General features: G+C 57.6%; 15 protein-coding genes. 8 read left to right on the forward strand and 7 right to left on the reverse strand.

Annotated features, from left to right (window positions below):
• Positions 1–177: 177 nt before the first annotated feature.
• Both tuf and BCF46_RS16485 read right to left on the reverse strand, forming a co-directional pair.
• Positions 178–1,353: an elongation factor Tu gene (gene tuf, locus BCF46_RS16480; protein WP_121026841.1), complete on the reverse strand. Its 1,176-nt coding sequence runs from the start codon at positions 1,351–1,353 to the stop codon at positions 178–180.
• 88 nt (positions 1,354–1,441) lie between these two features.
• Positions 1,442–2,101, reverse strand: coding sequence for a hypothetical protein (locus BCF46_RS16485; protein WP_121026888.1), 660 nt, complete (start codon positions 2,099–2,101; stop codon positions 1,442–1,444).
• 107 nt (positions 2,102–2,208) lie between these two features.
• Here BCF46_RS16485 and BCF46_RS16490 point away from each other — a divergent pair, with 107 nt between their 5' ends.
• Positions 2,209–3,570, forward strand: a complete 1,362-nt coding sequence (locus BCF46_RS16490; RefSeq protein WP_121026891.1) for a cytochrome P450 — start codon at positions 2,209–2,211, stop codon at positions 3,568–3,570.
• Between the two features lie 165 nt (positions 3,571–3,735).
• Here the strand turns inward: BCF46_RS16490 and BCF46_RS16495 are convergent, their stop codons facing one another.
• Positions 3,736–6,075, reverse strand: a complete 2,340-nt coding sequence (locus BCF46_RS16495; protein WP_121026894.1) for a DNA topoisomerase IV subunit A — start codon at positions 6,073–6,075, stop codon at positions 3,736–3,738.
• A 136-nt stretch (positions 6,076–6,211) separates the two neighbouring features.
• Here BCF46_RS16495 and BCF46_RS16500 point away from each other — a divergent pair, with 136 nt between their 5' ends.
• The 6 genes from BCF46_RS16500 to BCF46_RS16525 all read left to right on the forward strand — a co-directional run bounded on the left by BCF46_RS16500 (position 6,212) and on the right by BCF46_RS16525 (position 10,316).
• Positions 6,212–6,739, forward strand: coding sequence for an SH3 domain-containing protein (locus tag BCF46_RS16500; RefSeq protein ID WP_121026897.1), 528 nt, complete (start codon positions 6,212–6,214; stop codon positions 6,737–6,739).
• Between the two features lie 33 nt (positions 6,740–6,772).
• Positions 6,773–7,603 (forward strand): SDR family NAD(P)-dependent oxidoreductase, encoded by an 831-nt coding sequence (locus tag BCF46_RS16505; RefSeq protein WP_121026900.1) that lies wholly within the window; start codon positions 6,773–6,775, stop codon positions 7,601–7,603.
• 70 nt (positions 7,604–7,673) lie between these two features.
• Positions 7,674–7,883: a twin transmembrane helix small protein gene (locus BCF46_RS16510; protein ID WP_121026903.1), complete on the forward strand. Its 210-nt coding sequence runs from the start codon at positions 7,674–7,676 to the stop codon at positions 7,881–7,883.
• Positions 7,884–7,887: 4 nt separating this feature from the next.
• Entirely contained in the window at positions 7,888–8,460 is a 573-nt protein-coding gene (locus BCF46_RS16515; protein WP_121026906.1) for a cob(I)yrinic acid a,c-diamide adenosyltransferase, read from the forward strand.
• 168 nt (positions 8,461–8,628) lie between these two features.
• Positions 8,629–9,390: an electron transfer flavoprotein subunit beta/FixA family protein gene (locus tag BCF46_RS16520; RefSeq protein ID WP_121026909.1), complete on the forward strand. Its 762-nt coding sequence runs from the start codon at positions 8,629–8,631 to the stop codon at positions 9,388–9,390.
• The gene (locus BCF46_RS16525) at positions 9,390–10,316 is read left to right on the forward strand and encodes an electron transfer flavoprotein subunit alpha/FixB family protein (protein WP_121026912.1); all 927 of its coding nucleotides are present in this window, start codon (positions 9,390–9,392) and stop codon (positions 10,314–10,316) included. The genes BCF46_RS16520 and BCF46_RS16525 overlap by 1 nt, the downstream gene beginning before the upstream one ends.
• A gap of 52 nt (positions 10,317–10,368) precedes the next feature.
• Here BCF46_RS16525 and BCF46_RS16530 read toward each other — a convergent pair whose 3' ends face one another.
• Positions 10,369–11,175, reverse strand: coding sequence for a DUF6473 family protein (locus BCF46_RS16530; RefSeq protein ID WP_121026915.1), 807 nt, complete (start codon positions 11,173–11,175; stop codon positions 10,369–10,371).
• A gap of 160 nt (positions 11,176–11,335) precedes the next feature.
• Between BCF46_RS16530 and BCF46_RS16535 the strand changes: the two genes are divergently transcribed.
• Positions 11,336–12,211 carry a 3-hydroxybutyryl-CoA dehydrogenase gene (locus BCF46_RS16535; protein WP_121027634.1) on the forward strand — a complete coding sequence of 292 codons (876 nt, stop codon included), beginning with the start codon at positions 11,336–11,338 and terminating at the stop codon, positions 12,209–12,211.
• 3 nt (positions 12,212–12,214) lie between these two features.
• On the opposite strand, the gene BCF46_RS16540 is transcribed toward BCF46_RS16535, so the two are convergent.
• From BCF46_RS16540 to BCF46_RS16550, 3 genes are read right to left on the reverse strand one after another with little or no spacing between them, the layout of a single operon-like run.
• Positions 12,215–13,108, reverse strand: coding sequence for a lysophospholipid acyltransferase family protein (locus BCF46_RS16540; protein WP_121026918.1), 894 nt, complete (start codon positions 13,106–13,108; stop codon positions 12,215–12,217).
• Between the two features lie 14 nt (positions 13,109–13,122).
• Positions 13,123–13,392 (reverse strand): HPr family phosphocarrier protein, encoded by a 270-nt coding sequence (locus BCF46_RS16545; protein ID WP_121027637.1) that lies wholly within the window; start codon positions 13,390–13,392, stop codon positions 13,123–13,125.
• 1 nt (position 13,393) lies between these two features.
• Complete coding sequence (locus BCF46_RS16550; protein WP_121026921.1) at positions 13,394–13,783, reverse strand: PTS sugar transporter subunit IIA; 390 nt, start codon at positions 13,781–13,783, stop codon at positions 13,394–13,396.
• Positions 13,784–13,798 lie beyond the last annotated feature (15 nt).

Consider the following 13,798-nt stretch of genomic DNA (forward strand, 5'->3'; position numbering starts at 1 on the left):
TTTGGTCATGTCACCCTCCAGCGGTAGTTGACGCACGCTATCACAAATTTTGGAAACGAAAAAGGCCGCCTCCATTTGGAAGCGGCCTTCTATTATTCAGTAGCAACCGAGTGGGTTCTCATTGCTCTTGCGAGCAACTGCCACCCACGTGGTGCGCGGGCCTAGGCCCGCACCCCATTACTCAGTGATTTTGGATACCACGCCAGCACCAACAGTACGGCCACCCTCACGGATAGCAAAACGCAGGCCTTGCTCCATGGCGATCGGCGCGATCAGCTCGACGTCGAACTTCAGGTTGTCGCCCGGCATAACCATTTCCGTGCCTGCTGGCAGGTTCACGGTGCCGGTGACGTCGGTTGTCCGGAAGTAGAACTGTGGACGGTAGTTCGCGAAGAACGGCGTGTGACGGCCACCCTCTTCTTTGGTGAGGATATAGGCCTCGGCTTCGAACTTGGTGTGTGGGTTAACCGAACCTGGCTTACACAGAACCTGACCACGCTCAACGCCGTCACGGTCGATGCCGCGCAGAAGGACGCCCACGTTGTCGCCAGCTTCACCGCGATCCAGCAGTTTGCGGAACATCTCAACGCCGGTACAAGTTGTTTTGCCGGTGTCACGGATGCCCACGATGGACAGCTCGTCGCCTACGTTAACCACACCGCGCTCGATACGGCCGGTCACAACCGTGCCGCGACCAGAGATCGAGAACACGTCCTCGATTGGCAGCAAGAACGGCTGGTCAACAGCACGTGCAGGGGTCGGGATGTACTCGTCGACAGCGGCCATCAGCTTGCGGATCGACTCTTCACCAATCTCTGGTGTTTTGCCTTCCATAGCGGCCAGAGCCGAGCCAGGGATCACAGGAATGTCGTCGCCAGGGTACTCGTAGGAGGACAGCAGCTCACGGATTTCCATTTCAACCAGCTCAAGCAGCTCGTCATCGTCAACCTGGTCAACTTTGTTCATGTAGACGACCATGTACGGGATGCCAACTTGGCGGCCCAGCAGGATGTGCTCGCGGGTTTGTGGCATTGGGCCGTCAGCCGCGTTCACAACCAGGATCGCGCCGTCCATTTGGGCAGCACCGGTGATCATGTTTTTGACGTAGTCGGCGTGGCCGGGGCAGTCAACGTGGGCGTAGTGGCGGGATTCGGTCTCATACTCGACGTGAGCCGTGGAGATCGTGATGCCGCGTGCTTTTTCTTCGGGCGCACCGTCGATTTGGTCATACGCCTGAAAGTCGCCAAAATACTTCGTGATGGCTGCTGTCAGCGTGGTTTTGCCGTGGTCAACGTGGCCGATTGTGCCGATGTTGACGTGTGGTTTAGAGCGTTCAAACTTTTCCTTAGCCATGACTTTAGGCGCCTCAGAATTAGGGGGTCGCACAAGACCCGTTTCACTTCGCGCGCTACCTATGCAGGATCGGCAGAAAAATCAAGCGTCAGTTGGCAACAGGCGCGACTACCGGTGGAGTTGACGCATCTGCGTCAACAGTTGCCCCCGCCTTCGCTTTCTCGGCGAGTGCTTGTAGGTCATCTTTTGCCGCCGCTTCTTTGGCCTCGGCATCCACATCTTGCCCAAACAGGTCACCATTGGAGACCAACCACCGCTCTACCGCTTTGGCAAACTGAGCAGCAAGGTTTTGCATCTGCTGCTCTTTGGAATTAAAGAAGCCAGACCCGATGAATGTCTCCCCATCCAGTTGCTCCAAAACGAGAATTTGCTTGGAACGCTCCTCCAATCGTGTCTTGGTCTCGCTGTCCCACACATGAACCGTCACACTCATCGCCGAACGGGGTGCGAGCGCCAATCGACCTCCCTTGGTCGCAAGAATATATCCATCAAGGCTGTAGCTGAGGTGGTAAAGCTTTTCGCCCTCGTAGCGGCGGAACCGCTTGTCGATGGCAGCCTCCAAAACCTGTTCCCACTCCTCAGCAGTAGCTGCGCGCGTAACACCCATTTTTCTTGCGTTATCCGTGACCGCAACATTGAGGTCGAGCTTGAAGTCGCCGAGAGGCACCTGCTCCTCGGTATCGGGGTTGGCAACCGCACACGCAGAAAGGACAGTTGCAACGGATAAAGCAGCAAGAATGGCGCGCATAGATCGGATCCCCCCAAGGTTTCGTCTAATCTGGATAACCGAGCGGATCACAGGGTGCAATCATACGCCACGTTGCCGTGGCGCAAAGGCCGCATATATTGAAGGGTATGAAGGACAACGTCACAGAATACCCGCCTCGCGTGAAGCTCGTCACTGAAAAGTGGGGAATCCTACAATCCCTACGCGCAGCGCAACGCAACCTGCTCGAAATCATCCCAGAAATTGCGTTGCACCAGCCAATCGTGACAGGGAAAATGGGGAAGCCATGGCATATGGTGATGGATCCGGACGCCATCCGGCGCATCTTGCGGGATCGGCTCGACGACTACCCCAAATCCGACGTCACCAAAAACATCCTGCGTCCCGCAATTGGCGATAGCCTCTTTGTCGCAGAGGGCGCGCATTGGCGTTGGCAGCGGCGCGCGGCGGCTCCCGTTTTTTCTCACCGTAATGTCGCCAATCTGGCGCCCATCATGAGTGCAGCCGCCGACCGTTCCTGCGCACGCATCGACGCCCATGTAGGCCGGGCCGCAGACATGTATGCGGAAATGGTAACCTCAACATTCGAGGTCATATCCGACGTAACCTTCTCTGGCGACGAGGGCTTTGATCGGGCCGCAATCCATAAAGCCATCGACGGTTATATCGACAGCACCGCGAAGGTTTCACTATTTGACGTGTTGGGCCTGCCCACATGGATTCCCCGCCCCGGTCGCATGATGTCCTCAGGTGGCATGAAAGCGATGAAATCCATGGCAGATGGGGTCATTGGCAACCGCAAGATCAAGGGCGACGATGAAGTGCCAGACCTGCTGGATCTGTTGATGGCGGGCGAAGATCCTGAAACCAAACGGTCAATGAACACCTCAGAATTACGTGACAACTTGCTGACATTCATCGTGGCGGGGCATGAGACAACGGCCCTGACACTGGCTTGGGCCTTGTACTTGTGTGCTTTCGATCAGGACGTCCAAGATAGTGCGCGAGATGAGGCGCAGTCGGTGTTGCAAGGGCGCACGGCGACCGCGATGGACCTCGCGAAATTGCCCTACATACGGAAAATCATTGATGAAACTCTGCGCCTCTACCCGCCGGCAGCGTTCCTGTCGCGCACCGCGCAGGTGCAGGACGAGTTATGCGGTCGACCCATCGCGCCGGGGGATACAGTGATGCTGCCAGTCTACGCGCTGCATCGGTCGCGGTTGCTGTGGGATGATCCCGATAGTTTTGATCCTGACCGCTTTGCAGAGGATAAGAAGGTTGACCGCTTCGCTTATCTACCTTTCGGTGACGGGCCGCGTATCTGTATCGGGATGAGTTTTGCGGTGCAGGAAGCGGTGATCATATTGGCCACGCTCCTGTCGCGGTTCAAATTTACACGGGTAGAGGGCAAAGACCCCTACCCTGTTTTGATCCTGACACTGAGGCCTGAAGGTGGAGTCTGGCTGAACGTCGAACGGGCTGACTAACTGGCCAAAATTTGCACCGAATGTTTGGCAGCGACCACTACTCCGGGAGAGCATACCCAGCATCGTCCCTAACGGCACCCCTCGTTGAATAGGCGGCCACCCATATATCAACGTCTTAGCGATTCCTCGAGAGTCAGTTTGGGCGAAAAGCGTGTGGCAATTGGATCAGTCGAACTTGTAGTTCTTCGGGAATCCATATGGCGGGCGCTTCCCGACACCTGCGCGTTTGCCGAGCCATTCGGTCAGGTCGGGCTCGTGGCGGGTTTTGCCGCCTCCCATGCCCCATGTCAGCCCTTCGTCCCACGCAAAAGTCGTCAGGTCGGACAGGCCGCCGTCAAGTTCCAGCGAACCCTGCTTGCCGCGCGCCATATTGTATTTCTGGAGCCGCACGCCTTTGCCGCGCCCCATTTCGGGAAGCTCCGACGCGGGGAAGACCAGAAACTTGCCGTTCTCGCTAACGATGGCGACGTGGTCGCCGGTCACCGGGCGGCAGACGACGGCGCGGGCGTCTTTGACGTTCAAGACCTGTTTGCCGCTGCGGGTTTGGGCGACAACCTCGTCTTCGGGGACGACGAAGCCGTTGCCCTCTGACGACGCGACCAGAAGTTTGCGGCCGGGCGTGTGGATAAACATGTCGACAATGTCGGCTTCGTTGGGCAGATCGACCATCAAGCGCAACGGCTCTCCCATGCCGCGACCGCCGGGCAGATTGGCGGCAAGCACAGTGTAGAAGCGTCCGTTGGAGCCGAACACCAGCAGCTTGTCGGTGGTCTCGGCGTGGAAGACGAAGCGGCCCTCGTCTCCGTCTTTGAACTTGAGCTCGCGGGCAAGGTCGATATGGCCGGTCATGGCGCGGACCCAGCCCATTTTGGAGCACACGATAGTGACCGGCTCGCGGTCGATCATGGCCTCCATCGGGACTTCAGCAATCTCGGTGGCCTCGGCGAACTGGGTGCGGCGGGCGCCGCCTACGCTGTCCTTGCCGAACTGCTTGCGCACGTCGCGCAGCTGTTCAGTGATCTTCTTCCACTGCAAATCTTCGCTGTCGAGCAGGTCTTCAAGACCGGCGCGCTCTTCCATCAACTCGTCCCGTTCGCGCTTCAACTCCATCTCTTCGAGGCGGCGCAAACTGCGCAGGCGCATGTTGAGGATGGCGTCGGCCTGCACCTCGGTCAGCGACGGCTCGCCCTCGCGCGGTGACGGGCCGACATAATCCTTCTCGTCCATCGCGCGGGGGTGGGTCTTGCCCCAGTCCTCGAACATCAGGCCGGATTTGGGGTCGTCGTCGTAGCGGATGATGTCGATCACACGGTCGAGGTTGAGGAAGGCGAGAATGAAACCTTCCAACACTTCCAAACGGTGGTCGATCTTTTCCAGACGGTGTTGCGAGCGGCGCTGCAACACTTCGCGGCGGTGGTCGATGAAGGCGCGGAGCACCTCCTTGAGCGAGCAGACCTTGGGCGTGCGCCCGTCGATCAACACGTTCATGTTCAGCGAGAACCGTACCTCCAGATCGGAGTTGCGGAACATCATGCCCATCAGCACCTCGGGGTCGACATTTTTCGAGCGCGGCTCCAACACGATGCGGAGGTCTTCGGCACTTTCGTCGCGGATATCGGCGAGGATGGGGACTTTCTTGGTCTGGATCACTTCCGCGATCTTCTCGATCAGCTTGGACTTCTGGACCTGATACGGGATCTCGGTGACGACGACCTGCCAGACGCCACGGCCCAGATCCTCGACCTCCCATTTGGAGCGCAGCCGGAACGAGCCGCGCCCGGTGCGGTAGGCCTCAAGGATGTTTTCGCGCGGCTCGACGATGGTGCCGCCGGTCGGGAAGTCGGGACCGGGGACGTGGTCGAGCAGCGTTTCATCGCGGGCGTTCGGGGCCTTGATCAGGTGGATGCAGGCGTTGATCAGCTCGTCGATATTGTGGGGCGGGATGTTAGTAGCCATCCCCACCGCGATTCCGGTCGAGCCGTTGGCGAGCAGGTTCGGGAAGGTCGCGGGCAGCACGGCGGGCTCTTCGAGCGTGCCGTCATAGTTGGGGCGAAAATCGACCGCGTTTTCGTTCAGACCTTCAAGCAGCGCCTCGGCCGCGGCGGTCATTCGGGCTTCGGTGTAGCGGGCGGCGGCGGGGTTGTCGCCGTCGATATTGCCAAAGTTTCCCTGCCCGTCCACCAGCGGATAGCGGACGTTGAAATCCTGCGCCAGCCGCGCCATCGCATCGTAGATCGCGGCGTCGCCGTGAGGGTGGTAGTTGCCCATCACGTCGCCGGAAATCTTGGCCGACTTACGGAAACCACCGTTGGAGGCCAGCTTGAGTTCGCGCATCGCATAGAGGATTCGGCGGTGGACCGGCTTCAGCCCGTCACGGGCGTCGGGCAGCGCACGGTGCATGATCGTCGACAACGCATAGGTCAGATAGCGCTCGCCGATTGCGCGGCGCAGCGGTTCGAGCAGCTCAGGTGGCTCCATCTGGGGGGTATCGGCATTGTCTGACATAGATGCTGTGTAGCGCCACAGAACGGGAGCGTAAAGCGGCGAGATATAACGTCAGGGGAGTAATTCTGTCGGTTTCCCCGTGGTCGTTCCGTGATAGGATGGCACAAGGGCTATTAAACGCTTCTGGGGATGTAGGATGTTTAAATGGGTCGTCGGTTTGTGCGCCACAATGTACTTGATCTTGATCACCGTAGGGGAACCGACGGGTGAGGAACTTGCGTTACGCAAAATTATTTCAGAGCAAGAGGTTACTCGAGCGACTTCCACCAAGCTGGACACGCCCGTCATACAAGTTTCCGCTGATATCGACCCTCCCGAAATGCCTGTCAGCGCCGCCGTAACGCCTGCAATCATTGAAATCGAATCCGCCGCTTTGGTTTCTACTCCCCCAGATGCGACGGCCCCTGCAGCGGTGGAGCTGGTCACTACCCAAGAAATCACCTCCGTCACGCCAGAGGTCAAAACCGTTATCCGTCGCGTCACCGGAAAAAGGGTGAACCTACGTACCCGCCCGTCAACTACCGCGGAAATCCTTGGCCGTACCGTGCGAGGTGACAGCGCCGAGATCATCGAGATGCTGCCAAGCGGCTGGGCAAAGGTCTATATTCTGGAAGCAGGTATCGAGGCCTACATGTCCGCAAAGTTTCTTTCCGACGCGGGCTAGTGTCCGAACGACGCTTGCGATAGCCATATCCACATGACACGCAAATCCATTCTGATCACCGGCTGTTCCTCAGGCATCGGCTATGACGCGGCCCACACGCTGCACAATCGTGGCTGGAGAGTCTTTGCCACCTGCCGAAAGCAGGAGGACTGCGATCGGCTTTCGCGCGAAGGTCTAGAAAGTTTTGTTCTAGACCAAAGTGATACGGCCTCTATGTCCGCTGCCATCGAGGAAACGCTGACGCGCACTGGCGGCACACTGGACGCACTATTCAACAATGCCGCGTTTGGCTTTCCGGCGGCGGTGGAGGACGTGCCGACGGACGCACTGCGCTCGATCTTCGAAACCAACCTGTTCGGCTACCACGAACTGACGCGGCAGGTGATCCCCGTGATGCGGGCGCAGGGGCACGGGCGAATCCTGAACTGCTCGTCGGTTCTGGGGTTCGTCGCGCTGAAGTTTCGCGGGGCTTATAACAGCACCAAATTCGCCATGGAGGGACTAACCGATACTCTTCGCGTCGAGATGCGCGGCAGCGGTATCAATGTGATCCTGATCCAGCCGGGGCCGATTACGTCCAAGCTGCGCCAGAACTCGATCCCGCATTTCGAGAAATGGATCGACTGGCGTTCCTCTGCCCGCAAGGCCGAGTATGAGGAGAAGGTGCTAACACGACTCTATGAAGATCGCGGCCCAGATACGTTCGAATTGCCTGCCTCCGCGGTGAGTGACAAAGTGTGGCGCGCGCTTACAGATGCCAATCCCAAGGCCCGCTACAAAATTACGACGCCGACATATCTGATGGCCGTGCTCAAACGCATTCTTCCGACCCGTCTGGTCGATTGGCTAATTGACCGCATGTAATTCCGGTTCGCTTTTTGCCTATGCTCCGCTAGATGCAACTTAAACACATGCAACCTACGGGGGCTGACTTATGGCCGACGATCCACTTTTCATTGTAGTCGCAGTCGCGTGTATCGCGGTACTCATCATTCTGCTGATCGGCATTGGCGGCTTTGCCAAGGGCGGCGATTTCAACCGCAAACACGCCAACCGCATCATGCGCTACCGCATCGCGGCGCAGTTTGTCGCGGTGATCCTTATCCTGATCTTTGTCTTTTTCCGGCGCATGGGAGGCGCGTAAATTCATGGTCGTTCTGAATAAAATCTATACCAAAACCGGTGACGCGGGCGAGACAGCTTTGGGCAATGGCACACGGGTGGCGAAGCATTCGTCACGGGTAAATGCCTACGGCACAGTGGATGAAGCAAACGCAACGGTTGGACTCGCCCGCCAGCACGCGGGTAGCGAGATGGACGCGCAATTAGCGATGATCCAGAACGACTTGTTCGACCTTGGTGCGGATCTCTGCCGCCCCGACATGGAAAAAGATGCAGATGCCGAATACCAGCCGTTGCGCATGGCGGCAGCACAGGTTTCGCGGCTGGAATCCGAGATCGACACGATGAATGCGGCGCTGACACCGTTGCGGTCGTTTATCCTGCCCGGCGGCTCGGCACTGGCCGCACAACTGCACCTGTGCCGCACCGTGTCACGCCGCGCGGAGCGATTGACGGTGGAACTGGCCACGATGGAATCAGTCAATCCAGACGCAGTAAAATACCTCAACCGTCTATCGGATTGGTTCTTCGTGGCGTCGCGCATCGCCAATAATGACGGCAAAGACGACGTGCTTTGGGTTCCAGGGGCAAATCGCTAGCGCAAACATCTTGCGTTTGTGAAATTTTTACGCCCTTTTTCACCAACGCGGCGTCACAGATGGCGCTCGTGTCGATTTTAGCCTGTTTTCCGAGGGCTGGCTCCGGTATCTCGGAAAGTGGAATTACAACGTGCCTATGTCGGGCACTGATCTAGGGAGATACCGCTGATGAAGGTCCTCGTACCCGTCAAACGCGTGATCGACTATAACGTGAAAGTTCGTGTGAAAGCGGACGGGAGCGGCGTCGATCTTGCAAACGTCAAAATGTCCATGAACCCGTTCGACGAAATCGCCGTCGAACAGGCGATCCGCCTGAAAGAGGCCGGAAAGGCCGAAGAGGTCGTGGCGGTTTCCATTGGCGTGAAGCAAAGTCAGGAAACGCTGCGCACGGCGCTGGCGATGGGCGCCGACCGCGCGATCCTGATCGTGGCCGCCGATGACGTACACAACGACATAGAGCCGCTGGCAGTTGCCAAACTACTTAAAGCGGTTGTCGACGAAGAGCAGCCCGGCATCGTACTATGCGGCAAACAGGCGATCGACAACGACATGAACGCCACCGGCCAGATGCTGTCGGCGCTTCTGGGCTGGAGCCAGGCGACCTTCGCGTCCGAGTTGGACATTGATGGCGACAAGGCCGTGGTGACCCGCGAGGTCGATGGCGGCTTGCAAACCATCAAGGTGAACATGCCAACGGTCGTCACCGTGGATCTGCGCCTGAATGAGCCGCGTTATGCCTCCCTTCCCAACATCATGAAGGCGAAAAAGAAGCCTTTGGATGAAAAGACACCTGCCGATTACGGCGTGGACGTGGGCAACCGGCTTGAAATCGTCAAGACCGCAGAGCCCGAGACCCGCAAGGCGGGCATCAAGGTCGGATCGGTCGAGGAACTGGTCACGAAACTCAAAGACGAAGCGGGGGTCCTCTGATGGCTGTTCTACTTCTTGCAGAGATCACCGACGGCCAACTGGCCATGGACGCCACTGCGAAAACCGTGACAGCGGCAAAGCCGTTGGGCGACATCACCGTGCTGTGCGTCGGCGCCACCTGCGCCGCCGCTGCCAAAGAAGCGGCGACGATCGAAGGAGTGTCCAAAGTGCTGTGCGCAGAGCATGACCTCTATGGTCACCGCCTTGCAGAGCCTGCCGCCGATCTGGTGGTAAGCCTTGCCGGCGACTATTCGCATATCGTCGCCCCTGCGACGACCGATGCGAAGAACCTGATGCCCCGCATCGCGGCGCTTCTTGACGTGATGGTGATTTCCGACATCACCGCCGTGATCGACGCCGACACGTTCGAGCGCCCGATTTATGCGGGCAACGCGTTGCAGACGGTCAAGTCGGCCGACACGACCAAGGTCATTTCGGTCCGCGGGTCGGTTTTCGACGCAGCGGCCACTGGCGGCTCCGCTTCGGTCGAAAACATCGGCGCGGCCTCTGACCCCGGCCTCTCGTCTTGGGTCGAGGACAAGGTTGCCGAGTCCGACCGTCCGGAACTGACCTCCGCAGGCATCGTCGTGTCCGGTGGACGTGGCGTTGGTTCGGAAGACGACTTCGCAATGATCGAAAAACTGGCCGACAAACTCGGTGCCGCCGTTGGCGCGTCCCGTGCAGCCGTCGACAGTGGCTACGCCCCCAACGACTGGCAGGTAGGCCAGACCGGTAAGGTTGTGGCGCCCGATCTATATATCGCTATCGGTATCTCCGGCGCGATCCAGCATCTGGCAGGTATGAAAGACTCCAAGATCATCGTGGCTATCAACAAAGACGAGGAAGCGCCTATCTTCCAAGTCGCCGATTACGGCTTGGTTGCTGACCTGTTCGACGCCGTGCCGAAACTGATCGACGCGCTTTAAGCCTTCAGTAGAGAATGAAAAGGGCTCGCTACTGGCGGGCCCTTTTTTGTGGCTACAGCACGTTGAGTAGCCGGTCCGCGATCTTGCGATGCGTCGCAGGACCAATCATCTCCCGCGCGACAGGTGCTTCCATCGCGCTGTAGATCATTCCGTCAAGCATGCCCCGCTCATGTGCGATGTCGACCTCTACGATCTCGTCCACCATGCCCACCAAACGGCTAACCAGCGGCGCATCGAGGAATAAGGGCTCCGGCCCCAAATCCGCAGAAGAGAACAGGTCCGACTGTGGTTCGCGAAGCCACAGCAGGACGCAGCGCCCGTTAATTTGACGCAGCATTAGTTCCATTCGTGCAAACCAGGCCGCCCGCAATTCCATCTCGATAGCCGCGAAGCGCTGCGGCGATACCGCCTTGAGCGTTGTGAGCATGTGCCGCGTGAAAGAAAATTCACTAAAATCAACTTCCCGGTAGATCGATTTGAGTATGGTCGACGCCTTCAGAAAGCGGTCATTACGACGTGCGTGAACCGAATAGTACCGGTTTGACATGTTCTGCGCGCCCATTACTTGAATGATGGTAACCTTTGATCTGGTGCAAAGGTTCAACAATGAAGGATCAAGAACAAACGCGTCCACACCTGCGTTCATCGCACTGAAGTTTGCGCAGGGAATGCCTTTTGCATCCTCCACCAAATCAACGAACGGCCTCTCAACAAACTTGCCGTAAGTTTCGCTGCCGCCAATGAACGAGATGTAGTCTTTCTTGAGACTCCGCCTCGGGCCTCGGAACAATAACTTTGACTGACCATACCGGCATTGATTGTAGTTTAAAGGACTCGCGTCCACTCTTTCATAGGCCATTGCCCCACCTCTATCTCGACTCACCCAAGCCCAGTTTTGCAGCAGCAGATTGCCAAAGTGCTAAAGTGTTAATTTTTGGCGAATTTTAGGTTTCTCGGCACTCTTGCACGCCCCCCTCTCAGCAGCCTATCTTGGCGGCGACCCGATGGAGTACGCGGCTATGGAAATCTCGAAAATTGGTGTGGTTGGCGCAGGCCAGATGGGCAATGGTATTGCTCACGTGCTGGCGCTTGCTGGCTACAAAGTGCTGATCAACGACATTGCACAAGAGAGCCTCGACAAGGCGATTGAGATTATCCAAGGCAACCTAGACCGTCAGGTCAGCCGCGAAAAGATCACTGCTGCGGAAAGCAAGGCAGCGATGAACAACATCTCGACCACGTTGAACCTGCCTGATCTTGGCCCATCCGATCTGATAATCGAGGCCGCAACCGAGCGTGAGACTGTCAAAACGGCTATCTTCGAGGACCTTCTTCCGCATCTGTTGCCCCATACGATCCTGACGTCTAACACATCGTCAATTTCCATCACGCGATTGGCGTCACGCACCGACCGGCCCGAGAAATTCATGGGGTTCCACTTCATGAACCCGGTGCCAATCATGCAATTGGTCGAGTTGATCCGCGGCATTGCAACAGACAAGGAAACCTATAACGCCTGCTTGTCCGTCGTTGAGAAGCTTGGCAAAACCGCCGCCAGCGCCGAGGACTTTCCAGCCTTTATCGTCAACCGCATCCTAATGCCGATGATCAACGAGGCCGTGTACACACTGTACGAGGGCGTGGGGTCGGTCAAATCTATCGACGAGTCGTTGAAATTGGGTGCAAACCATCCGATGGGGCCGCTTGAACTAGCAGACTTCATCGGGCTCGACACCTGCCTTGCGATTATGAATGTACTGCATGACGGGTTGGCGGATACCAAATATCGTCCCTGCCCGTTGCTGACCAAATATGTAGAAGCGGGTTGGCTTGGCCGCAAATCGGATCGCGGGTTCTATGACTACCGCCAAGACCCGCCAGTGCCGACCCGCTAGCGCCTATTTCTTAGGCTGAGGCTTTAGCGCCAATGTTTTCTCACGCAACCATGCGACGAAGCCGCGTGGGTTGCTGGCCCATTTCTTGATCTCTTCGGGATCGACAGGTTTTCCAACAACGGGCGCTTGGGGCTTGTACAGCGCGTGGCGAACTTCGTAGATCAGCAGACCTTGACGCAGAGTCGCAGAAAGCCTGTTGGCGATCTGGTAGGCGCGGGAATTCTGGCCTTGGAAATAGATCGGCACCACCTGAGCACCAGAGCGGTGGATCATCTTGGCAGTGAACGGGTTCCACTCGGCTTCAACCGCAGGGCCAAAGGCCGTCTCGGACGTGGCCACAACGCCAGACGGAAACAACACGATTGCCCCGCCATCATTGAGGTGCTCCATCGCCTTACGTCGCATCTCCAGATTTTTCTGGAGGGCGTCTTCTTCATGCGGGAACGGCACTGGGATCATGAACATGTCAATGGCATTTACACCCGTCAGCAAGGAGCGCGTCAGGATCTTGTAGTCCGTGCGCACCCTCCCGATCAACTCGGCCAGTACCATGCCATCCACCAGCCCGTGCGGATGATTTGCCACAAAGATAACGGGGCCGTCTTTGGGGATATTGTTGATCTGCTCTTGCGGGGTCTGAAGCTCTATCCCCATAACATCTAAGGCATCCCGCCAGAAGCCTTGCCCGAACTTCACGCCGCCACGCTCGAATTTGCGGATCAGGAAAAGCAAATGGAGCTTGCCGGTAAACAGCTCCATGATGCGAATAGTCCAAGACTTCCACGGATTGGTAAAGGTATTGGCATAGGACAGGTTGCGTTTGTCGTAGGCCACATATTCAGGATGATCGTAGGGAAGATCCTCGATTGGCGGGGTGTCCGGCGGTGCGTCGTTCATATCTCGCTCCGCGTTCACTTATCTTCGCCGAACTTATCCGCCACTAAAGCAGCCAAAGCGTCCATCGCGGCATCGGCGTCTGCGCCATCTGTCCGCACATTAATTGACGTCCCGTGCGATGCTGCGAGCATAAGCAAGCCCATGATACTATCGCCAGAGGCGTCCATACCATCTTTGCACACGGTAACGCGCGCTACAAACTGCTCGGCCACTTCCACAAATTTAGCGCTGGCCCGGGCATGCAAGCCCTTCTCGTTAATGATACTAAGCGTGCGTTCCGCCATATTATACTGGCCCATCAAAACTGTTAATGTACTTGCGTCCTGCTTCCTTCGCGATCTCCACTGCGTCACTGACGCTTTGACCGCGTGACTTGGCCAACTTGACGAGCATGGGCAAGTTGGCTCCATACAGGATACGTCTATTGTCAGGGCTACACGCCAACAGCGAAAGATTGGAGGGCGATCCGCCGAACATATCGGTGACGACCACGACACCGTCACCAGTGTCCACGCTGTCCGCTGCCGCGCAAATTTCGGTTTGCTTATCGTTCCGGTCGTGGTTTTCTTCGATAGTGATCGCGCGGATTCCGGTTTGCTTGCCCACCACATGCTCAACCGCTGACAGGTACTCCCTTGCCAGTCCGCCATGTGCGACGATGACTATTCCGATCACCCGACAAACATCCCG

The organism is Litoreibacter meonggei (genome assembly GCF_003663885.1).
GTDB lineage: Bacteria > Pseudomonadota > Alphaproteobacteria > Rhodobacterales > Rhodobacteraceae > Litoreibacter > Litoreibacter meonggei.